Annotated in this window: 21 protein-coding genes and 2 pseudogenes; 6 read left to right on the forward strand and 17 right to left on the reverse strand. The window is 32.1% G+C overall.

The annotated features are described in order from the left end of the window. Window positions 1-76: 76 nt before the first annotated feature. Entirely contained in the window at window positions 77-277 is a 201-nt protein-coding gene (gene cspA, locus D9V42_RS09360; protein ID WP_001831260.1) for a cold shock protein CspA, read from the reverse strand. A 182-nt stretch (window positions 278-459) separates the two neighbouring features. After that, the gene (gene msaA, locus D9V42_RS09365; protein ID WP_122064670.1) at window positions 460-768 is read right to left on the reverse strand and encodes a regulatory protein MsaA; all 309 of its coding nucleotides are present in this window, start codon (window positions 766-768) and stop codon (window positions 460-462) included. A 360-nt stretch (window positions 769-1,128) separates the two neighbouring features. On the opposite strand from msaA, the gene D9V42_RS09370 reads away from it, so the two are divergent. From D9V42_RS09370 to D9V42_RS09380, 3 genes are read left to right on the forward strand one after another with little or no spacing between them, the layout of a single operon-like run. Further along, the gene (locus D9V42_RS09370) at window positions 1,129-1,398 is read left to right on the forward strand and encodes an acylphosphatase (RefSeq protein ID WP_107556109.1); all 270 of its coding nucleotides are present in this window, start codon (window positions 1,129-1,131) and stop codon (window positions 1,396-1,398) included. A gap of 13 nt (window positions 1,399-1,411) precedes the next feature. Next, window positions 1,412-2,035, forward strand: a complete 624-nt coding sequence (locus D9V42_RS09375) for a 5-bromo-4-chloroindolyl phosphate hydrolysis family protein (RefSeq protein WP_107556110.1) — start codon at window positions 1,412-1,414, stop codon at window positions 2,033-2,035. Window positions 2,036-2,065: 30 nt separating this feature from the next. Next, a complete protein-coding gene (locus tag D9V42_RS09380; protein WP_107556111.1) occupies window positions 2,066-3,196 on the forward strand; it encodes a toxic anion resistance protein in 1,131 nt (376 codons plus the stop codon). A gap of 220 nt (window positions 3,197-3,416) precedes the next feature. Here the strand turns inward: D9V42_RS09380 and D9V42_RS09385 are convergent, their stop codons facing one another. The 6 genes from D9V42_RS09385 to D9V42_RS09410 form a co-directional block, all read right to left on the reverse strand. Beyond that, a complete protein-coding gene (locus D9V42_RS09385) occupies window positions 3,417-5,006 on the reverse strand; it encodes a BCCT family transporter (RefSeq protein WP_208639076.1) in 1,590 nt (529 codons plus the stop codon). 517 nt (window positions 5,007-5,523) lie between these two features. Next, window positions 5,524-6,867 carry a branched-chain amino acid-like transporter carrier protein BrnQ3 gene (gene brnQ3, locus D9V42_RS09390; protein WP_107556113.1) on the reverse strand — a complete coding sequence of 448 codons (1,344 nt, stop codon included), beginning with the start codon at window positions 6,865-6,867 and terminating at the stop codon, window positions 5,524-5,526. A 123-nt stretch (window positions 6,868-6,990) separates the two neighbouring features. Continuing rightward, window positions 6,991-8,880 carry a vWA domain-containing protein gene (locus D9V42_RS09395; protein ID WP_122064674.1) on the reverse strand — a complete coding sequence of 630 codons (1,890 nt, stop codon included), beginning with the start codon at window positions 8,878-8,880 and terminating at the stop codon, window positions 6,991-6,993. A 12-nt stretch (window positions 8,881-8,892) separates the two neighbouring features. Further along, window positions 8,893-9,684: an ATP-binding protein gene (locus D9V42_RS09400; protein WP_107556118.1), complete on the reverse strand. Its 792-nt coding sequence runs from the start codon at window positions 9,682-9,684 to the stop codon at window positions 8,893-8,895. A gap of 164 nt (window positions 9,685-9,848) precedes the next feature. Next, window positions 9,849-10,052 carry a DUF6501 family protein gene (locus D9V42_RS09405; RefSeq protein ID WP_042362710.1) on the reverse strand — a complete coding sequence of 68 codons (204 nt, stop codon included), beginning with the start codon at window positions 10,050-10,052 and terminating at the stop codon, window positions 9,849-9,851. 18 nt (window positions 10,053-10,070) lie between these two features. Next, window positions 10,071-10,883, reverse strand: coding sequence for a VOC family protein (locus tag D9V42_RS09410; protein ID WP_122064676.1), 813 nt, complete (start codon window positions 10,881-10,883; stop codon window positions 10,071-10,073). Window positions 10,884-11,099: 216 nt separating this feature from the next. On the opposite strand from D9V42_RS09410, the gene D9V42_RS09415 reads away from it, so the two are divergent. Continuing rightward, window positions 11,100-11,300: a Mid2-like cell wall stress sensor domain protein gene (locus D9V42_RS09415; protein WP_122064678.1), complete on the forward strand. Its 201-nt coding sequence runs from the start codon at window positions 11,100-11,102 to the stop codon at window positions 11,298-11,300. A 96-nt stretch (window positions 11,301-11,396) separates the two neighbouring features. On the opposite strand, the gene D9V42_RS09420 is transcribed toward D9V42_RS09415, so the two are convergent. From D9V42_RS09420 to D9V42_RS09450, 7 genes and pseudogenes are all read right to left on the reverse strand, one after another. Then, the gene (locus D9V42_RS09420; RefSeq protein ID WP_122064680.1) at window positions 11,397-12,101 is read right to left on the reverse strand and encodes an ABC transporter permease; all 705 of its coding nucleotides are present in this window, start codon (window positions 12,099-12,101) and stop codon (window positions 11,397-11,399) included. A gap of 1 nt (window position 12,102) precedes the next feature. Further along, window positions 12,103-12,921, reverse strand: a complete 819-nt coding sequence (locus D9V42_RS09425; protein ID WP_122064682.1) for an ATP-binding cassette domain-containing protein — start codon at window positions 12,919-12,921, stop codon at window positions 12,103-12,105. Between the two features lie 29 nt (window positions 12,922-12,950). Then, a pseudogene (locus D9V42_RS09430) lies at window positions 12,951-13,535 on the reverse strand (dihydrofolate reductase family protein). 136 nt (window positions 13,536-13,671) lie between these two features. Next, complete coding sequence (locus D9V42_RS09435) at window positions 13,672-14,679, reverse strand: Gfo/Idh/MocA family protein (RefSeq protein ID WP_122064684.1); 1,008 nt, start codon at window positions 14,677-14,679, stop codon at window positions 13,672-13,674. Between the two features lie 27 nt (window positions 14,680-14,706). Beyond that, window positions 14,707-15,852 carry a Gfo/Idh/MocA family protein gene (locus D9V42_RS09440; RefSeq protein ID WP_107555913.1) on the reverse strand — a complete coding sequence of 382 codons (1,146 nt, stop codon included), beginning with the start codon at window positions 15,850-15,852 and terminating at the stop codon, window positions 14,707-14,709. Then, complete coding sequence (locus D9V42_RS09445) at window positions 15,852-16,742, reverse strand: sugar phosphate isomerase/epimerase family protein (RefSeq protein ID WP_107555912.1); 891 nt, start codon at window positions 16,740-16,742, stop codon at window positions 15,852-15,854. Before D9V42_RS09445 ends, D9V42_RS09440 begins: the two co-directional genes overlap by 1 nt. Before the next feature lie 106 nt (window positions 16,743-16,848). Beyond that, on the reverse strand, window positions 16,849-17,715 hold the full coding sequence (locus D9V42_RS09450; RefSeq protein ID WP_122064686.1) for a sugar phosphate isomerase/epimerase family protein: 867 nt from the start codon (window positions 17,713-17,715) through the stop codon (window positions 16,849-16,851). A 120-nt stretch (window positions 17,716-17,835) separates the two neighbouring features. Here D9V42_RS09450 and D9V42_RS09455 point away from each other — a divergent pair, with 120 nt between their 5' ends. Further along, window positions 17,836-18,714 (forward strand): AraC family transcriptional regulator, encoded by an 879-nt coding sequence (locus D9V42_RS09455; protein ID WP_107555910.1) that lies wholly within the window; start codon window positions 17,836-17,838, stop codon window positions 18,712-18,714. Window positions 18,715-18,968: 254 nt separating this feature from the next. Beyond that, complete coding sequence (locus D9V42_RS09460; RefSeq protein WP_107555909.1) at window positions 18,969-19,517, forward strand: XRE family transcriptional regulator; 549 nt, start codon at window positions 18,969-18,971, stop codon at window positions 19,515-19,517. Window positions 19,518-19,755: 238 nt separating this feature from the next. Here D9V42_RS09460 and arsB read toward each other — a convergent pair. Next, window positions 19,756-21,041: pseudogene (gene arsB, locus D9V42_RS09465) on the reverse strand (arsenite efflux transporter membrane subunit ArsB). A gap of 1,528 nt (window positions 21,042-22,569) precedes the next feature. Further along, window positions 22,570-23,832, reverse strand: coding sequence for a dihydrolipoyllysine-residue succinyltransferase (gene sucB, locus D9V42_RS09475; protein WP_107555905.1), 1,263 nt, complete (start codon window positions 23,830-23,832; stop codon window positions 22,570-22,572). Between the last annotated feature and the right edge of the window lie 9 nt (window positions 23,833-23,841).

The following is a 23,841-nucleotide window of genomic DNA, read 5'->3' on the forward strand; positions in this document are numbered from 1 at the left end:
TATGAAATAAGCAAGGGGTTCTATAAAAAAAGAACCTTTAACAAGGTTCTTTAAATAGTCAATATTGCAATCTATATTATAGTTTTACAACGTTTGCAGCTTGAGGACCGCGGTCGCCTTCAACTACTTCAAATTCAACTGATTGACCTTCTTCTAATGATTTGTAACCTTCTTGGTTAATTGCTGAGAAGTGTACGAATACGTCGTTTTCTCCTTCAACTTCGATAAAACCAAATCCTTTTTCAGCGTTAAACCATTTTACTGTACCTTGTTTCATAAATGTGAAACCTCCAAGACTAATATTCATTCAATATGCGTTATTCGCATATTACAAAAAATACAATGAAACAGGATGAAACTGTTAGTACAATATTCTTTGCAATATGGAATAAAACAATTGCTTGACTAATATTATAGGATATTTTCAGTTGAATTGCAAGGCAAACGTTAATTAATTGTTTATTCAATTATAGGCAAATTAAAATAAACTTCATTTTCATTTAAAACTATAAAACTATAGAATATTTGTAAATCTTCATCGCAATCTTCACAAAATCCTAATTCACAATTGTTATAAAACGCATGAATGTTGTGTTTTCCAACTAAATAGTTATCGAATGAATTTTTGCTTTTTAAAATTAAAGATGTATAAAAATTTAACATTTCATCGTAAGTCTCGAAGTCATACTGTTCTACGATATGATCAGTCCAGTCACTAAATAACCACCAGCCTTCATAATCAGCTCGAATTTTTGCAACTGTCCACATTATAAATCTTCACCCTTTCATATATAGCCCAAATTACTTTTTTGGTGTAACTGAGTGTGCACCTCGCTATTTAGACCTATAGAACAAAGTGTTTATACTTATGTATGTATTTTGATCACACATATACTCTAAATTAAATCCCCCATGTTTATAAATAGAAATAAAATAAAACTAAATATAGACGTTCTTATTTTGATTTAGAGACGTACAATTTTTGTCTATGTGTAATATTTTAACGAGTTAAGATACAAAATCAAGTTATCTGACTCATACTTTTGGCCGATAGACTATCAATTTATAAACTTAAATATTAGTTTTGTAGCGTTAAATTTCGTATAATGTTAATTAAGAGGTGATTTTATGAAACGTAAACACATTAAAGTATTTGGGATGGTACAAGGTGTAGGTTTTCGTTATTATACCCAAAAATTAGCACGAAAGTATCATATTGTTGGTACCGTAGAAAATGTAGACAATTACGTTGATATATATGCTCAAGGCGATGAGCAATCATTAACACAGTTTATTAACGCAGTTACAGAAGGTGCTTCCCCAGCATCCCATGTTGAGGATTTTACTACTGAAGAGATAGAAATTGAGCAATCATTGAAAGATTTTAAAACTATATAAAGGAAGATGAAGTTTGAGATATAATATTTCTCGTATTTTCGGGACAATTATTGCTTTGCCAGCAGCAGTTATCGCATGGTTTGTTAGTATATTTGCCTTAGATATTTATTTTATTTTTGATTTGTTGATTTCTGTAGCAACATTTATAACGTTTTACTTCCCTACTCAACGTTTAACTTCTAGAAAGTATTTAAAAGAAATTGGTCTAACTCGTCGAGATTATCACTTTGTAAATAGTCAATTAAACACTACACAGGATAAAATTAGACGGATATTCAAATCATTTGTAAATGTCAGATCTATCAAAGACTTTAGACAAGTAAATGAAATCTATCGAATATCTCGAGCTATATTTTATGCAGTTAAACAACAACCAAGTTCATTTTTTAAAGTTGAAAGTTTCTTCTATTCCCATATTGATAATGCATTAAATTTAATTGAAGCCTATACAAGGTTATCAAAATCACCTAAGAAGACTAAAGAAGAAAAACAAAAATTAGAACAAACAAGAATTACTTTGGATGAAGTTAAAAGAACATTGGTAGCTGATTTAAGACGGATTAATGATGAGGATTATAGTAAGTTAGATATAGAGATGGAATTAAACAAGATAGAACAAAGTCGGAATAAGAAATAGCAAATTAAAACAAGAATGGAGAGAGGTTTTATGGCAAGAGAACAAGACTATATAAATTCACATCCATTAGATAAATATATAGAAGAAAATTCTACAAGTGAATCTGAAGTCGTGAATTCTACCCAGTATACTCAAAAAGATCAACAAAAGATTAATGAGCTGAGTGAAAAAATAAAACCTATGGATCATGATGGTTTATTGAATTATGGTACGGAAGCCCAATCACATATGTCACAATTCTCACACCGTATATTAAATGAAGTTAAGACAACTGATGTGGGACCAGTTGGTGAATCATTGAATGGATTAATGAGTAAACTGAAATCAGTAAACCCTGATGAATTGAATCCAGAAAATCAATCGAAATTAAAGCGTATTTTTAGAAGAACAAAGGCATCTGTAAATGAAATTTTTTCAAAGATGCAATCGGTTGGTTCGCAAATAGACCGCATATCTATCGAGTTAGATAAACATAAAAATAACCTAGTCAAAGATGTAGACATGTTAGATGAATTATACAATATGAATAAAGACTATTTTGATGAATTATCATTGTATATTGAAGCAGCTAAAAAGAAACAACATGATCTGCAACAAGAAGATGTGCCTAAATTAAGAGCGCAGGCAAAATCAACAGGTAATCAAATGGATGTTCAAGCTGCATCGGATATGGAACAATTTATCGATCGCTTAGATAAACGTATTTATGATTTACAACTATCTCGACAAATTGCGATACAGACAGCACCACAAATACGAATGATTCAAAATGTTAATCAAGCATTAGCAGAAAAAATTCAAAGTTCTATTCTCACAAGTATTCCTTTGTGGAAAAATCAAATGTCAATTGCATTAACTTTAATGAGACAACGAAATGCAGTAACTGCACAAAAGGCTGTTACTGATACGACAAATGATTTATTATTAAAGAACTCTGAACTATTGAAACAAAATGCTCTAGCAACTGCTACTGAAAATGAACGTGGCGTCGTTGATATTGAGACTCTAAAAACAACGCAAAATGACATTATTGAAACAATAGAACAGACATTACAGATTCAAGAACAAGGCCGTAATAAACGTAAACAAGCTGAGTCCGAATTGAATCAACTTGAAAGCGAATTACAAAATCAACTTTTAGATATGAAGCAAAACAAATAATTTTTTACGTTTAATCAAATATTTATAATAACAAATGACTCCGGGACATAAATAGATGTCTCGGTTTTTGTTATTTCTATGCCAATAAATAATTCGTTATAGAAAAAAGCGTACCCATTTGCATTTACGGGTACGCTCTTCTTGAATTTAATATAAACTTGTTTTTGTTTTAGTGTTAAGCTGAAACACTTATAGTACATGTTCTGGCATTACTGTCAGTTTAATCACTATCAGAAGATTTTTCAGCTAAAATATTGCTTTTTGAAGTTTCCTTTTCTTTATTCACTGCTATGTTTTGTTCTATAGCTAATTTATGTGCAATTTTTGGTGCTGTCCAAACTGCTGGCAACATAATGATTGATATCGGGACGGCTGTAATAATAATAAAAGATTGAATGGCATTGATACTACCCTCTCCAATATTTATTAAAATGATTGATACGACACCCATAATAACAACCCAAAATAGCCTTATCATTTTTGGAGGATCACCTTCTCCAGTAACAGACATCGAAATGGAATACGACATCGTGTCAGCAGTTGTGATTACAAATATTAATGTCAATAATAATAAAACAATTACCATGACGGTACCTAATGGTAAGTGAGAAGCAATGGAAATGACTGCTGCAGGTAATCCATTATCTGTTAATGGCCCACTGATTGCACCGCTGTTTTTGATTTCATAAAATAGGCCACTACCACCAAGAATAGAAAACCATATATGAGAAACTACTGCAGCTACTATAGAAACGAGTAAAAATATTTCTCTAATTGTACGACCTCTAGATACACGAGCAACTAACATTCCCATTAATGGACCATATCCTATAAACCAACCAAAGAAAAATAACATCCAAGCGCCAGCCCATTTATCATTTCCTCTAAATGTACTAATTTCTAGAAAATGAGTTATATAAACACCATATGAAGATATAAATGTATCTATAATAAAGTGTCCAGGACCTAATAATAATATAAAGGCTGCAAGTGCAAGTGCTAGCCATACATTTAATTTGCTTAAAAATTGAATGCCTTTCTCGATGCCAGTAGTAGCAGAAATGGTTACAACAACCATTAAGCCTGCGACAGATAATATTTGAGTAATGATGTTATCTGGTATACCAAAAATACTATGTAACCAGTAACTAAATTGAAAACCAAAGAACCCAATTGTACCAATAGTACCAGCGACAGCACCTAAAATACAAAAAACATCTATCATCCATCCAATTTTATTTTTCTCTATTTTACTACCAAAAATTGGATATAATAATGTACGAGGACGCATTTTTAAATGTTTATTATAGTGTGCATACATGATAATAATACCACTGATTGCGCCATAAACTGCCCACGCTGTAAAACCCCAGGAGGTAAAACTTTGTGCCATAGCAGCTGGTATGGCTTGAGTACTACCATTTTTTATGTCAGGATCCATGGTTGGTGGGACATCTATAAAATAATACATTGGTTCTGCTGCAGCCCAAAAAATAGCTCCTGCGCCTAAACCAGATGTGATTACGATGGCAGCCCACCTAAAATAACCCATTTCTGGTTTAGAAGCGTTTCCTAGTCGAACACGACCATATTTTGAAAATGCTAAAAATACACCTACGGCAAATGTGGCAAGAAGTAATATTTGCCAAAAAGCTCCGAAATAAGTAATTGAGATTTGAAAACCTTTCTGAACTAAATTCGAAGTTGCCTGTGTAAAAACGGATGACATCAATACAAATAAAACGAGGATGCCCCCACTAATTAAAAATACTGGCCAATCTAATTTATCTTTCCATTGTGAATATTTAATATTATTCGACCCCTCTATTATACGTGTTCTGAACAATATAATTATTGAGTGTGGATGTCTTTTTTTATTATTTTAATAAGGTGCTTATTAGTACATTAAATAGTAAAGATGAATCTATAATATGAGAGGTGTGACTGTTTGTGTGAAAACCACAAATAATTAATTTAAGATTGTTTTATCTATATTAAAAAGTCATATGCTATAAAATACACTATTTTGAACTTATGAAAATACCAATTGACTACCACTGTAATACGCTTATATTGCTCTTTGACGAAACACTTGAAGTAAAGAGTATAGCTTACTTTTTAAAACTAATCAAATCGACTTTTCAAATTCATTTTCTCCAAATCAGCATATTTTATGAATATGATTGTAATATATATCGAATATCATCAATTTATTATTGAAAATTAACTAGAAGTTTAAGTAATATAAAGGCATATATATACTGATTATTTACATAAAAAAGCAAATCAACGCCAGTTTAAGCGTCGATTTGCTTTTATTTTAAATATTATTCTTTTTCGTAAACAATGGGTTTTTGATTTTTAACCATAGTCGCTACAATATAACCTATAATAGTTGTCACAACAGCAATTGGGAACCATTCAAGTGAATAGTCTTTTAATGGCAAGCTATCAATGAAACTCAATGTTAGCCAGCCTTGTGTATGAATGACACTTAAAATAGATACGATTGTAACAATAGCTACAGGAATTTGTTGTGCAATAGGTTTTGTAGGTACAAAACGTGCTAATAAAATAAGTAATACTGATGTAATTGCTACAGGGTATACAATACTTAATACTGGCACAGACATAGTAATAACTGAGTTAAGCCCTTGGTTTGCTAAAATAAAACTAATAAGAGTAAATACAATTACATATGTTTTATAAGAAATTCTTGGGAAAATTCTATGGAAATATTCTGATACTGCTACGACTAATCCGCAAGCTGTTGTTAGACAAGCAAGCGCCACAATAATACCTAATAAATATTTACCAAGTGTCCCAAATCCAACACTGGCCATCGTCGTTAATAAATATGTACCAATATTTTGGTCATTTGCAGTCAGGCTCGCTATTTTTTCCTGAGGCACTGCCATATGATTACCTATAAATCCTAATGAGATATAAATAAACATTAAAGCTACAGCTGCAATAACGCCAGCCATTAACGTTTGTTTGAAAATTTGGTTGGCATGTGTAATACCTGTTGATTTTACTGCATTAACAACAATCATAGAGAAAGCAATAGCTGCAATGGCATCCATAGTAAGATAACCATTTGTGAATCCTTGTGAGAAACCTGCAAAGTTCGATGTGAATGCTTCAGCAGCTTGACTATGTGAATTACTACCATAATCAACAAATCCTTTGATAATCATTGCTAAAATAGTGATCAATAACAATGGTGTTAATAGCGAACCAATGCGATCTACCATTTTAGTTGGGTTAATACATAAATATAAAACGATCAAGAAATATATAACAGTAAAGATAAACAATGCTAAACTACTGTTTGTGTGGGCAATCGGTGTCACTGTCATTTCAAACGATGTCGACGCTGTACGAGGAATTGCGAACAGTGGTCCAATTGTAAGATAGATGATGACTAGGAATATGATAGAGAACTTAGGTGAAATTTTATTTAATGACCCAATATAACCTTGTTTATCTAACGCGCCTACGATAACGCCTAATAGTGGTAGTCCGATACCTGTTAAAGCAAATGCTAAGATTGATGGCCAGAAATACTGTCCACTATCTAAGCCTAAATTTGGTGGGAAAATAAGATTACCTGCCCCAAAAAACATTGCGAACAATGTAAAACCTATAATCCATGTATTTTTATTCATATGACTTGCTCCTTCTAACCAATAAAATAATATTACCTATTCTATCATGGTTAATTAGATATCGTCTATATAAATTTCAGAATATTTAAATATATCGTTTATTATTTGTCAAAAATAGCCTATTTAAAATGATTTTAATAATAGTTTTTTCAATAATGGCGATAATTGGGAAGGGAGATTTTTAACACCTTCTACAAATAAAGCGTATTGTCCATATATATTATGAATTGTTTGCTCAATATCTTCTGTGATAGGCTCCTGACTTAAAAACACATTGAAGACTTCGATGCCCATTTTTCGAGCTGTTTCAACCGCTTCATAAGTATCTAATATACCATCTTGACTATAATTATATGCAGAAGGTTCTCCATCTGAAAATACAATTAAGAAACGCTGATTATGAGAACGGCGCATGAGTCTTTCACTACCAATTCTAATAGCAACACCATCTCTATTATCATCTTGTGGCTCTAATGCCATTATTCTTGGCCCATCTTTATCCATCATGGAACGATTGTATGTGATGATTTCATCTATAATATTGGGTTGGTTTGCTTCATCCGCATCGAAAGCATCCTCGTTAAATGCCAATATTTCATGCTTCACATTTAGACTCTTTAATGTTTCGTGAAATAGTACAACGCCCTTAATTGTTTCTTCCATTTTATCTTGCATACTGGCTGAAGCATCTACTAATAATGTGAACGTTGCATCGAATGACTGACTTAAGTCTTGTTTTTTATAAAATAGCTTATATTGATCGTCTATAAACCAATTGAGTAGGTTTTTTTGTAATCTGCCTTTGGTTAAATTATGTCGTTCATCTTGATATTCTCTATCAATCGTTTTTTGTATGATTTGAATTAAATCTTTGGTTTCAAACTGGACATCAGCTTCAACCTCTTGGTATTGGTGGATGAATTGAGGTTGAATTTCAGGGATGTTCCATTTGATTTCGACATTTTCATTAATTCCTTTTAAGGCAAAGGCTTGATTATGCCCAACAGAACCACCTTGGTCATCTTCTATATTATTAGATGAACCTTTACCCTTTTTGGTTTGCATATCAGTCATATCATCAGCAGCATCGCCTTCACGCGCATTATCATTATCGCCCATGACTTGGCTATTTTCCCCTTCATGCAATTCCATTTCTAAGTAAGTGCCACCTTGTGAGGCGCTATCTTGATTATTTGATTCTATCTCTTCACTTACTGAATCTTCGTCTTTATCTTCATTTGAAGTACCGTCTGTATTGCTAGCATCTGTTCTAGTTAAATCCTCGAATTGAAGCGCTTGTATAGATTCATAAACTTTTTTTGGTAAATGATAATATTCGTTTAGCATATCTTCTTTTAATATATCGTCAATTTGGAACATAATTCGCTCAGCTAAATACATATTATCTTCAGAAGTCTTGTTATAGAAAAAGTTCGGTAAGTACATATACATATTATTTAACACATCATCAATTTGTGGATGTATTTGTGGTATATCGTAAAAGTTTTCTGTTATAAAAGAAGCCTCTAGATATAGAAATAATAAATCTGTGAAAGTAGTTTTGGTTCTGTACACATTTATTTGTGTCTTAGTGTAGTTAAGCCTAACTTCATTACGCATCTGAATAGCTGATTTTGTTGATGGGCGTTCCTTCGCTATTTTGCTTAAGATGCGTTGATCTTCGAGTAGTTTGAATAGCTGTTGATAGAATTTAGGATGTTTGAACTCCTGACTCTGTATAACATGATTCACAACCTTCTCATCCATCATCTGGTAACCATAAGCAGCGAGCATGACGTCCGTTTTTAATCCTGTAGTTTCAACATATTCATCTCTATGTGACCAAAAAGAACTCGTGATTAAAGTGTTATTAATCGGATCGTAATAAGGGAACTTTTGAATCTTAACTTGTGTTTGCTCATTTTTCAGTAAAAGACGTGCTAAATCCTGAAGCATCATCACTTGTTTAGCATCTAGCTGCTCGTCATTAAATTTTATAAAACGATCACTCATGTTTATCCCTCACTAAAAGTTTAATTCTACCGCGTTTAAAATAGCTTGTTGTTCTCGCTCATCTTCTAACTTATCTATTATTGTTCGTTGAATGGCACGTTCAATTGGCATAATAGTAGCTAAATCACTTAAGTCTATTAATGCACGAATACTAGCCGCTTCTTCAGAAATTTGCCCTTGTTTTGTCATCGTACGTAAGTCTTCATTAAACTTAATGATTTTTTGAATTAATACAGTGTCATTTAACTGACTTTGTTGTTTAATGACATCACTTAAAATGTCACCATCGATATAATCTACTTGAATGACAACAAAACGATTTTTTAATGCTTCGTTCATTGGTAAAGTTCCAATATATCCTACGTTGATTGCTGCAATGACGTTGAAACCAGGTGCTGCATTGACGACTTCTCCTGTAAATGGATTCGTTAGTTTTCTACGGTAGTCTAACACACCGTTTAAAATAGGTAACGTCTCAGGTTTAGCCATATTTATTTCATCAATATACAGTATATGGCCTTCTTTCATGGCTTTAATTACCGGTCCATCTATAAAAACGATTTCTTGTGTTCCATTGTCGTTAGTTTGTATGGTTTTGAATCCGAGTAGGCTTTCTGCGTCTAAATCGACTGAACAATTGATTTGGTGCATTGGGCGATTCATTGTTTCACTTAATGTTTCTGCCAATTTCGTCTTACCGGAACCTGTGGGTCCTTTTAGTAAAATGTTTTTGTTTAGTTGCATTAAAGCTTTTGCATCGTTAAAGACTGTTTCATCTCTATTAATATAGTTTGTACTTGTCATCATAAATTGTCTCCTCTATATAAAATATGGCTTACTTATTTATAAGAACTCATTAAAAATAGACTGGGGCATGAATACATCATCATATTTCGCCCTAGCCCTTATTTGTTAAGAAATTATTTGAACGCGCAACACAATATGAGCGCAAGATTTATTTGTTAATGCTATACTTCTTTGAAATATTCTTTGTAATAACCACCAACAAGCCCAGAGTTATCAATAATTTGGTAATATTCTTCAGTTTCATTGATAACATCATATTGTTGTCCAACAGTTAACATATCAGAAACTGTGAATTTCTTAGCATTTGTATGAATAACTTCAACTTTTTTCACTGGTGTATTTTCTTTCCATGTTTCGTGTAACATAAATAAACATTCCTCTTTCTATGATTTAATTTCTAAAGTCAATATAAAAGTGATACCACTTTTTTCACTAATTCTTAAGGATTTTTCACCGTCTTGATCTAACGATTGGTACGGAATACCTATAGATTCAAGTTGTTGTAATGCATTTTGGAATTGTGCTTTGGACTCTGTTGCAAACTCAATTTGTTCTACAATACCATGTTTCGGCATTTTCAAATCTTCTTCAGCAGCGTGTAAGTGTAATTCCCCACCTAAACCACCTTCTCCGATTCGGAAGACTTGTACTTTATAGTCTGCGTCAGGATGTGGTGTGTATTCAGCGAAATGCGTAAGGCCAAACACTTTTGTCAGAATAGATTGAGTAAGTAATAATTCATTTACTTTAAGCAAGACTGGCCCTAAACCTTGAATTTGATGCAGTGGGTTAACAGTGCTATCAAATGTGGGCATTCCTAAAGGCGCGCCAGTATTATGTTCGTTTGAATAAATATTGAATGTCTGATGATTATGGTCATTAAACTCAAAATACTTATGCCCATTTAAATCAGTAATTTCACTATGATCAATTTGATGGTCGTTTAAGATAGTTTGGTATTCATCTAAACCCTCGTCACTTGGTAAACGTAAACCAATATTTTCAATATGATTCTCTTGATTTGTATAGTTTGGTATTTCTACAAAATGGATACGTGTGCCGGAGCTTAGTTCTGCGTCACCAAAACGGAGAGCTTGCCCTTTGTCTGCCACGTTTAGACCTAATACATCTTTAAATAAAGTTTTAGTTTTTTCTAAATTATCTGTCCCTGTGGTTACACTTCTAAGACCATTCATTATATTAACCCCTTTATTCATAGCTTTTCAATCATTATAACTTATTTTACGTGTTATTTATACGATGAAGTTCATGGTAAATGTGTATATTAATTAAATTTTTAGAATATACATTGGATGAACTGAAAAAATGTATTAATATAGGTATATATCATGATTTTAATCTTTTAAAAAGATTAGTAGTATATTGATTATTAATAAAGGAGGTTTGTCATAATGGGTGGTATATGGTTTGTGTTTGGTATAACCGTACTTATTGCAGTTTATTCTGGTATTACCTTCTTCACTAACGTAAACAATAAAGCAAAACAAAAAACTCAAAATGAGCAGAGTGCTAAAAAGAATAATATTTACGGCGTCGTATTTTTGGTGTTTTTAATTATTGCTATTATTGAACTATTTGTTTATATTGCTTAATTGTAATTTCAGGTATATTTTAACTATTTAAACCAATAAAAAGACATCCCTACAAGAATGTATAACAATCTTGTAGGGATGTCTTTTTATAGTGAATTACTCAGTTTTTTTAAAGAGTATGATAAGCAATTTAAGTGCTATTAAAATATAAATCACAGCAAATAAACATAATAGCAGGAAATGGTTATTAAGCAATAACAAATTATCGCTATTCAATTGATTTAAAAGATTGCTAATTGGTGGTAATAACCAGAGTAACCATTTTGTAAATGGTACGGTTGCTATAAGTACCTCTTTAGTGAAAATGATGAGCATAATAAATATGGTTAATAACCACCGATAAGATTTAGTGGCAATTTTCGTATTGGTAATAAAAGCGCCTAATACAATGCCAAACATACTTAATAACAGATGGGTAATTATCCCAATTAAGACAAAGTTAAAGGAAACAGGTTTATCAAATACACTAAGTAAAAGTGGATAGATCAATGAGAAAATAATCAGCAATGTACTAAATAAATATAAATATAGTATTTTTATTAACAAATAAGTAGTTTTTGATTTTAATTGCATATAGAAAATATGACGTTCATTTAAAGTGTCACGACCGAAATTAATAATAGTCATCCACGTCATTACTATAAATAAACCAATTGCTGTAGAACCATAGCTTGATAGCACAGGCATATCTCGATAGATATATATACCGATGACCCACAGTAAGTATGTAAATACTGGTGCAATGAATTGATACGATGTTAAAAATTTTAAGTGTTCGTATTTTAAAAAAGAATATAGCATTTTAAAGATCCTTTACTTCGATGATTTCGCAATTATGCTTTAGTAAATGTTGTAAAACGACATTTAAATTTTGTTTGTCAACTTGCAAGGTTACATTTTGATGATTAGAAGTTAATTTAGTACATACCCATGACGCTAAATCTCGTTCAATAATTTCATTTACATATTGTTGGTTGGTAAGCGTGATAGACTTCAACGCTTGATACTCTGATTGTGGCATAAATGTATAATCATCTAGACTTAATATATGAGTCGCAATGGTATGTTCAATATTAGAATCATGATCTGTAATAATTATTGTTTTAGTTTTCGATAATTGTTGTAAACGAGTTAAAAATTGTGCTTCTGACATTTTATCTAAACCTGAAAATGGTTCGTCAAATACTAATATATCTGCATCTGTTAATAAGGTTTGGATGATATTTACTTTTTGTAAAGAGCCTTTTGAAAGATGATGTAATTTAGTATTTTGTAATGAAGATAGGTTTAATAGTGTTAAATAATCATCAACGGTATGGTTGTCAGATTTCCGCTTCATATTCAAATTTTGAATCGTTGCTAGAAACGATTTTGTTGTTAGTTTTATGTTTTTAGGGAAACTGTCAGGCGCATAACTTGTGTAGCCAGAGACATTAATTATACCGGTATTTGGTGTTATTAATTTTGTCATCAATTTGAGCGTCAAACTTTTACCGACACCATTCTTGCCTTTTAATAAGGTGATTGAACCTTTAGGTATTTGAAATGATAAATTATTGATGATTGTTTTGTTGTTGAGTTTTAATGTTACCTGATCCATTTCTACTGCTATTTCAGCCATATATAAATACTCCTTTATACAATACTCAGCTATAACGATTTGTTTTTATTATATATAAGTTGTACGACATCACTTTGGTACGTATTAGTTTTTACATGTATCAGATTAACTCTATCTGTTAAATGATCAAATAAAGGTTTTCCCGAACCTAACACAACAGGGTTTATAGATAAGCGATATTCATCTATTAAGTCATTATTTATAAAAGAAGTTATAATATTTGAACCGCCGTATAACCAAATATCTTTAGTCTGTTGGGCTCTGATTTTGTCTATATTAACTCGCATATCTTCTGAACTTATATATACGGCTTCTGGAGAAATAAGACTTTTTTGGCGCGTAAATACATATTTTTGTTTACTATGAACCTCTTGCGACCTACTATAGTCTCCATGTTCTTCATTACCTAATTGAGGTGTATAAGTCCCCCATAAATCATAGCTTTTCCTACCATATATGATAGCGCCAATCTGTTTTAAAAACGTATTGAAATTCATTTCTGGGTCCTTCATACACCAGTCAATTTCTCAGTTAGGCTCTTCTATATAACCATCTAGACTTACGGCGAGGTCTAAAATAACTTTCGGTCGATTGTTCACATTAACACCTACCATTATCGATATGATGTTTAGTATATGGAAATATATGTATAAATTCAATTGATAATAATTTTGATATAAATAAATTTGAATTAAAAATGCACAACGATAAAAATCGATGTGCAATAAATTATGAATGATAATAAGCTATTTAATTACTTGCAAAATGAACTACACTGTTTGATTTGGAAGATTTTTGTATAGCATCAATCATGGCGATAGATGCTAAAGCGTCTTTAGGGTGTATATAATCATCAGTATCTTCAATAATGCAATCGTAGAATTGGTTAATCAACTTGCCATGGCTAGGTCCGTAATACGATTTATCACCATCTAGCTTTTCGTCTTCTTTAATTTGAATCTTATAACCTTCTTTATTCATACGTGTAAGTATATTATCTTTAATTGTTAGCTTTTCGTTTTTAAATATAACCTGTAATTCTATACTTGAGTTTCCAAAATTAGCATTAGTAGCAAAGAACATACCGTTTGCATTATTTTCAAATTTAATATGTGCAGATGCTGTGTCTTCTACTTCAATTTCATAATCTAATAATTGAGATACGGTTCCTTTAATAGAGGATATATTTCCACATAGTAGTTGCATTAAATCTAATGTATGAATGGATTGATTGATTAGAACACCTCCGCCTGCATAAGCCATTTGACCACGCCAAGGTTTCTCTGTGTAATAGGATTCAGGTCGAAACCATGTAACAAGCCCTTTTATTCCAATCACTTCACCGTATTGGCCGCTTCGAACAATGTGTTTTAATGTTTGGAAGGTATCGTTATATCTATTTTGGAAACATATACCAACCTTAATTTCTGGATATTGTCGTTGTAAAGCGACTAATTCTAGTCCTTCTTTCGCATTTACAGCTAAGGGTTTTTCTTGTAATACATGGATCCCTTTTTCAACACATGTTGTAGTAGCAGATACATGTAAGTGGTGAGGTAAGCAAACATGAACACAATCTAACTTTTCTGAATCTAACATGCTATTTAGATTATTATAAAAATTGCTATGAGGTGCTTTGTTTTTTAATGATTCATCTTCATCACAAACTGCGATTAATTGAGCTTTAGGGTTTTGTTGTATTGCATGTATATGAATTTGTGATATATCTCCTAAACCGACTACACCAACTTTCAACATTTATACCATCTCCTGTTATAGGTGGATTTATTTATCTTCTGAATTGATTTTATGTTGTAAAGCATTTTTGAATTCTGTTGGGTCTACAGGCAGTGTTACTTCTTTACCTGACCAACTAGAAAGATAAATTGCATTTACGAAGTTAACGCCATGAATTCCATCACTACCAGGCGCTATAAGCGGTGTATCATCGATGATATTTGCAGCGAAGTTTTCAAGTACATTGATGTGTTGTTCGCCCCATACACTATCAAATTCAAAAGTATCTGTTTCATAGATATCTCCCATACCATCACCTTTGAAGATTTCTGCTACATCTGCCCAAGTCATGGTTTGATTCATTTCATTTTCTGATTGTTTTAAACGTTTGATAGTTATTTTCTTACTATCTTCGACTAAGATTTTCCCTTTATCTCCGGTGATTTCTAGTCGGTCTGTGCCAATGACATCATGCGTACATGTGATGAAAACACCTGTCGCCCCATTACCGTAATCTAATACGGCTGTCACATCATCATCAACATTTAAATCTCTCTGATACCCGTATTTTACATTGGCATATACTTTTTCTGGTAATCCGCACAACCATTGCATTAAATCTATTTGATGTGGTGCTTGGTTTACTAATACACCGCCTCCTTCGCCATTCCAGGTTGCACGCCACGAACTTTGATCATAATATGCTTGTGGACGCCACCAAGTAGTAATAATCCAATTTGTACGTCTAATTTGTCCAATTTCTCCATCATCAATTAAAGATTTAACTTTTTGATAAAGTGGATTGGTTCTTTGATTAAAGAAAATACCGAATGTTAATTCGGGTTTAGAAGCGGCTAAGTCACTAATTTCTTTTACTTTTTCGGCATAGATATCAGCTGGTTTCTCTAATAGTGCATGTATGTTTCTATTCAATGCAGCTTTACCTATTTCTGTATGCAAATAATGTGGCACTGTTGTCACAACAGCATCAACATCACCGCTTTCTAATAAATCGATATAATCATTATAAAAAGGCGTGTTTGGGTATTTTTCGGCAGCTAGTGCTTTTTTATCAGGATCGATATCACAAATGGCTCCTATAACTACATTTTCCACTTTATTTTCATTGATAAAGTTAGCATAAGTATTGCCTTGTGCACCTAATCCAATTATGCCTAAACGAATATTTGTCATTATACATTCTCCTTATTTTCAATATTTTTTAAAATTTCTAAAAGCGCTTCATACTGAATTTGATATCCTTCAGCGCCATCTTTTGCAGCTGTATTCTGAATTGTTTCAGTAGAATGCTCTATTTCTAAATCTTTAATTGCATCAAATACAACAAGGTGAGGTTCTAAAGTTAAGAAGCCTTCATAGCCATGGTCTATCGCTTGTTTAAGAATAGACTCAATTTGGCCATCTCCTGTACCACAAACAACGTTAATACTGTCTTTATAGACCGCATCTTTGATGTGGATATATTCAATGTCAGGTTCTAAGAGTTCATAACAAGCTTGTGTGTCTTCTCCACATTGAACGAAATTGGCAAAATCAAAAATCGCTTTAAAATGGTCAGATCCTACTTCATCAAGGATTAATTTACAGCGACGAGCTATATCACCGAAAATATCTTTTTCATTTTCATGCAGTAAAACGACGTTGTATTGCTTTGCGATTTTTGCAAATGTTTTTAATTTTTTAATCACTGTATGTTGATAGTTATCAAAATTTTGATCTTTAGGTATATAAAAGCTGAAAATTCTAATATACTTACAAGACAATACATTTGCGATTTGACACATGTTTTTTAAGACATCTAATTGCTTTTCAAATGCTTCTTCATCTTGAATGTATATTTTACCTATGGGAGAACCGATAGAAGAGACTGAGATATTCCATTCTTTTAATTTTGGAATAACATTCTTTTTTATCTTGTCGACTGTATAATCACCTATATTTTCATCGTCAATGCCACGTAATGAAATATAACGCATACCTAATTCTGATACTTTTTGTAATTGTGTGTCTAAATCTGATGAAATTTCATCAGAAAAACCTGATATAGCAATGTTATTTAACATGAGTTTACCTCCATTTGTTTTAAAAAAATGCACATTATTGTAATCGCTTACATTTTATTGGTCGTGAATTTATGCAATATCCTTTGCCTATAATTGTAATCAGCTTTTAAAACCAATGTTTATAACCTAGTTCTAATAAATGATCTCGACTTGTAACTAAGCAATCATAAGGATCAGCACCATACAATTCATCTTGTTCAACGAAAAAGTATTCACTACCGCTTTCTAACCCAACTTCAATAATATCTTTTAAAGGTAAGGTGCCTTCACCTAGTTCTGCAAATTGCGTAATCATATGTAGCATATAGTATATCTTTTCATGACCTTCACCAGGATATTGATCCATGTCTATTTCGCCTACGCGAAAATCTTTTAAATGGATTGCACGAATTCGTTGCGCGTAATTTGGTATAACGTCTATAGGGTTAAGACCAGCTCTCCATATCCAGTGTACATCTAATTCGAATCCTAGATTCTCTGTATTATCACGCATTAAATCAAGCATGAATTGCCCGTCATAGCGAACAAATTCAAGATTGTGTGCGTGATAATATAATTCAATGCCCTCTGCTTTTAATCGTTGTGCATAATCATCGCAAATTTTTGCAAAGTTTAGTATACGGTCCTTTGAGCCCATGTAATTCATCGGCAACATACCAATTCTTAATATATTGCAGTCAACTGCTTTACAATCTGCAACAATTTTTTCAAAATCGTTTTGTAAAGTATCTCCAGGATACTTTTGATCAGGGGAAATATCTTCTACTCCACATGACATAGCAGCAATATTCATATCGAAATCTTTGATGGCTTTTTGCATTTCAGAAATGTTATGAGACGTCATTTCAATTTGTGAGACTTCTACAGCTTGGTACCCAAGATCGTGAATAGTGCTTAATACATTGTAGATTCCATCTTCTTCCACTTTTTGCTTTAGCATCATCATCTGTACTCCAATTTGTGGTTTGGCCATATAAATCATCCTTTCATAATAATAAACTTTAAGTGTTATAATGTGAGTATAAGTTATTAGAAAATTTTAAACATTGTAAAAAAAGATAAAAAGATTGTATTTTGAGCGGGAGGTTTATCAATGTTAGACGATGAAACATTTAAACTAAAATTTGATACTATTTCACTACCATTTGAGGGACAATATGCTGTATGGCATAAAATTAGTGATGGCCATTTTGGTAATGAGCTACATTATCATGATCATTATGAAATTTTCTTTTCACTTTCTGGAAATATGCTGTACACGATTGAGGGACAGCAATTTCAATTAGATGTGGGTTCTATGTTGGTAATTACACCGTATGAATTTCATCAGTTAAATGAACAGATGGATGGACATGCTGAAAGAATTGGTCTAAGGTTCGATGCGCAGTTATTAGAGTCACTTTCCACTCCTGAATGTAATTTAATGCAATGTTTTGATACCAAATCGCCTAACTTTAAGCATTCGCTACAGTTAACAGAAGTACAAAAACGTGAGCTTTATTATTTACTACAAGGCCTTTTAAATGAGCAAGAAAATAATAACTATGGCAAGAAACTAGCTGAAGAATCTATGTTGACCCAATTTTTCGTATTGCTCAACAGAGTTTCTATAGAAAATGCTGAAGTAAAGATGGATGACGATCCACATATGCAGTTAGTTAGACAAGTTTTAGATTATATGGAGTTACACTATGCTGATCAGATATCTTTAGAAGATTTGGAAAAGAAATTCTATGTTAGTCGATATAAAATAACACAGCACTTTACACGAATAGTAGGATATCCTCCTTACCGCTATTTATTACAAATAAGACTACAAAACGCACAAAGAATGTTAAAAAAAGGAGAAAGCCCTCAACAAGTAGCCGTTTTATGTGGGTTTAGTGATTATTCGAATTTTTATAGACGTTTTAAAACAATATACGGATGTAGTCCTAAAAATTATTATCAACAACATTTAACTAATGGTTAATTAAATATAGTGATAGGTTTGCTTTACAAATATAGTTGACCTTATTATCAATATAAACTATTCATAAAATATAATGTTGTTAGCGTGGATGTGTTCATGGATGATTTTTATAAATACTGCTATAAAGGGGTTTATGCACAATCTACTTCCCCCACCCTATCCTAAATTACGTTATAACGTAATTTAATACGTTATAACGTAAAACTTTATATTGTTCTTTTTGTACGTTATATTGTGTTATGAGGTGTTATTAGATGAAAGAAATTAATGATGTTATTGCAGAAAATCTAAAATTATATAGAAAGCAAAATGGTTATTCATTAGAGTATTTATCAGTTCTTACAGAAGTAAGTAAAACGATGTTAGGACAAATTGAACGCAAAGAATCGATACCATCCATTACTACATTGTGGAAAATTGCTAACGGTTTAAAGGTGTCTTTTGCGGAATTGACACAAGACAATGAAGAGTTTGTTAAAAAAATTACGATACAAGATATACAACCTTTATCGTCATCTGAGCATAAATATAACGTATATCCTTACTTCAAATTTGATATTGCAAAAAAATTTGAAAGTCATATGGTTGTAATAGAACCTGGAGGTGCCATGAATGGAGAACCACGTGGCTCTAGTGCAAATGAATACATTACTGTATTTGATGGCACATTGACGCTTGTATTCGGTGACGAACGAGTTGTTGTGAAAACAGATGAATCAATAAAGTTTAATGGGAATACGTTTCATAAATATTTAAACGAGCATGATTCAATGTTGAGGCTGAACATGATCATTCATTATTAAATCAAAAAGTGCCTACACAATTTTACGTGTAGGCACTTTTTTAGACTAAAAAATTAATAACCATACACATAGTGTATAGTGAAGCTGTCGACAGTTTTTGTGCACGTTTGTTTTCCGTGAGCACTGACATAGCATGTAGTGTTCGGCTAGTGCGCCTCCCGTTGGAGTCAGAGCACGTCATTGCCTATTTTACACTAAAAAATAAAGAAAGATATTAGAATAATATTGCGAAAGTTAATTAAAAGATAAGGTATGTTAGGTACAAACCTAGAAGCGTAAAGAAAAGTACAGGTAAAGTAATTATAATACCTGTTTTAAAGTAAGTACCCCATGATATTTTTACGCCTTTGTTTGTGAGCACATGCAGCCACAATAATGTAGCCAAAGACCCAATTGGTGTTATTTTAGGTCCTAAATCTGACCCTACGACATTGGCGTAAATCATACCTTCTTGGATTATATCGGTAGCACTAGATTGACCGATAGCGATTGCGTCTATTAAAACGGTAGGCAAATTATTCATAATCGAAGATAATATCGCAGCAATAAAGCCCATTCCCATAATACTACCAAACAAGCCGTAATTTGAAATGTGCGTCAAAATATCAGCGAGTATTAATGTGATGCCAACATTTTTAAGGCCGTAGACAACAAGATACATGCCTATAGAGAATATGACGATATTCCAAGGGGCCTCTTTTATTACTTTTTTCGTGTGTACTGCTCTTGATTTTTGAGCAAGAATAACAAATATTAATGCTATAAGACCAGCAATAACGGATACTGGAATGGCAATAAATTCGCTAATTAAATAGCCTATAACTAAAATAGCAAGAACAATCCATGAAAGTTTGAAAAGACGTTGGTCCTTAATCGCTGTATATGGTTCTTTTATATTATCAGAATTAAATTTACTTGGTATAGAAGTTTTAAAATATAGCCATAGTACCGCTATACTAGCCACTAATGAGAAAATATTTGGGATAAACATTCTTAAAAAATACTCTAAGAACCCGATATTAAAATAGTCAGCAGAAACGATATTGACCAAATTACTCACAACCAGTGGCAAAGAGGTTGTATCAGCAATGAAGCCACTTGCAATAACGAATGGGAAAATTACTTTCTTGTTAAAACCTAAATGACGCACCATAGCGAGAACTATAGGAGTTAAGATAAGCGCAGCACCATCATTCGCGAAAAATGCTGCGACTATTGAGCCTAAATGATATAGATGAACATTTTTAAGCCATTCCCATGAGAAGCTTTAACCATGTGTATAGCAGACCACTCAAAGAAGCCTATTTCATCTAGAATTAGTGAAATTAATATAATCGCAACGAATGTTAAGGTTGCATTCCAAACGATTCCTGTAACTGCTAATACATCAGCATAGCTAACGACACCTGTTACTATTGCTAAAATTGCACCAATAGATGCGGATATGCCTATATCTAAGCCTCTTGGTTGCCAAATAACAAAAATTAAAGTAATAACAAAAATACTAATTGCTAATATTGTCATAGTGGCACAAACCTCGTTTCATTGGATGATTCGTTATAGCAGAGCTTGGTTTGAAAATTAGTGTGAGGTCAAGCTCTAAAATTGTTATATATTTTGTTTTATGATGATACATCGTTTTATCCCTACTTTCCTGTTTTTGCAATTCAATGCGCAATACAATTTTCTTATAGAGATATGTATTGATTAATATAGTTTGATATTAATACCTACGATATTATTCTTATATAAAGCAAATAATGCTTATGATTATCTGACTTTTCATTTCTAAGCGCTAAATACAATTTATTAACCTATACAGAGTAACATCAACATAACTAAATAGCTATATTGTTATAGCTATTTAGTTATGAATTTGGTGTGTAATTTATTAACAAATTCAAACCTTTTTGTTATCTTACTGTTGTAATGAATTACTATTAGAGGATATTAATTCTCATTAAATATGTTTGATTCGGGATAAACTTTTTAACAATAAGGGGTTTTTAAATGCAGCAAAAGTTTAATAAAATTGAAAAAGTATTATTGTCTGTGTCTTTAATATTAATCTTCCTTAATGTTTTAATAGTCTTTAATTTTATATATGTTAGTAAGGGTGTATCGACGTTTATTTTATCAGTAAATTTATTTATACTTAGTTATATTTATTTTAAAAAGCAAAATAAAATAGTTGGATGTATGTTGTTAATCATTGCGATTTTTTATTTATTAAATCCTTTATTTCTTTAATTTATTGGAACAAAAAATATTTGATTTAACTGAACTGTGCGGTCCGGCTATAAGTCAGCTGCTTACATTATCATCATTAAGGCAGTGACAATTTAATTGTCACTGCCTCTAACTTTATCGCCCGTTTTTTGTACATGTTTTCGTTGAGCGTCTCCTTATCTTTTATTTTTGGGCTCGTGTGCTTCCCTATGGAGCTGACTATTACACAAAGATAATAAAATATTAGATTTAGAATATGTTTATGAACTTTCAGTATTATCTTTTTTTCATGTTTTCTTTGCCTATTATAAAATAAACTAGTAATACACCTATGCATGTAGTAATTAATGAATAAACTATTTTCCCTAAAATGTGTTCAGGTGGCGGGATAATATAAAATGCTGTGCACATGACTAATGACATAATGATACTGAACTTCAAAGCGTTTTTTAAAGTCATAAAATCATTCCTTTTTACAGATAATTTTAAACCTATCTCTTACGTTACATAATAACAATTTTATATTGTGAATGTCTTATAATTCCAAAAGTGTCTGCTTTAAATTCCTAAGTGTTATATATTTAGAATTTGCTTTTTAAAGGCCTTTTGAACGTAATATTAGTATTTCTGACTTTGATCCCTATGAATTTGAAAATTGTGCTTATATGGTATCCCTTTTTATTTTCTAAGCTTTTTGATATAGGAGTCTATGTAAATTAGTTAGAATATTGATCATGGATTTTTAAAATTATATGTAAGCATAAAAATACAACGACGCTGAACGCCGTTGTATTAGGGTTAGTAAACTATTTTGTGTTGTGGATTATGATTCTAATAGTAAATCTTCTGGATTTTCAATTAATTCTTTGATTGTTTTTAAGAAACCTACAGCTTCTTTACCATCAATGATTCTGTGATCATAGCTTAGAGCGATGTACATCATTGGACGGTTTTCAATTGTATCTGCATCGATAGCAATTGGACGAGTGATAATTGAATGCATACCTAAAATTGCAGCTTGGCTACCGTTAATGATAGGTGTAGACATCATTGAACCAAAGATACCACCATTTGTGATTGTAAATGATCCGTTAACCATATCGTCTAAACCAAGTTTTTTGTCACGCGCTTTTTTAGCTAGGTTACCAATTTCATCTTCAATTTCAGCAAAGTTTTTCTTATCACAATCTCTAACAAACGGCACAAGTAAACCATCTTCTGTAGAAACTGCAACACCAATATCATAATATTGTTTAGTAATCATGTCATCGCCATCAATTTCAGCATTTACTTCTGGATATTTTTTCAACGCTGCTACAGCTGCTTTTGTAAAGAATGACATGAAACCAAGTTTCGTACCATCATGGTCCTTGATGAATTGTTCTTTCTTACGTTTACGTAAGTCCATAACATTTGTCATATCGATTTCATTAAAAGTGGTTAACATAGCTGTATTATTAGATACTTCTAATAATTTTTTAGCAGCTGTTTTCTTACGACGAGACATTTTTTCTCTAATAACTGGTTTTGATGGGTTTTGTTGCGCTGGTTTTTTAGTTTCTTCTTTAGCAGCTGGTTGTGATTGTTGCGTATTTGATTGTTTTTGACTTTGATCAACATGAGATTTTCTCACTACATCGTTAGAAGATGGTGATACTTCAGATAAGTCAATACCTTTTTCACGGGCGTATTTACGAGCAGATGGTGTAGCATTTACTCGTTGTCCATTATCTTGTGTTGACGCATCTGATTTACTTTCAGATGATTCAGATGATTGTTGTTCGTTATTTGAATTGTTAGTTTCATTTGTATCTTCTTGTTTCGCTGGTGACTCAGAAGTATTATTACCGCTTCCTTCTCCAACAACTGCAATGGATTGACCAACTTCTACAGTGTCGCCTTCGTCAGCCAATAGCTCTTGAAGCACGCCTGCTTCTTCTGAAACAACTTCTACGTTTACTTTGTCTGTTTCTAATTCAACAATAGCTTCACCTTTGTCTACGCTATCACCGACTTGTTTTAACCATTCTGCAATGGTACCTTCTGTTATGGATTCTGCTAATTCTGGAACTTTTACCTCTGGCATGCTTAACTT

Source organism: Staphylococcus pseudoxylosus, from assembly GCF_003697915.1.
GTDB lineage: Bacteria > Bacillota > Bacilli > Staphylococcales > Staphylococcaceae > Staphylococcus > Staphylococcus pseudoxylosus.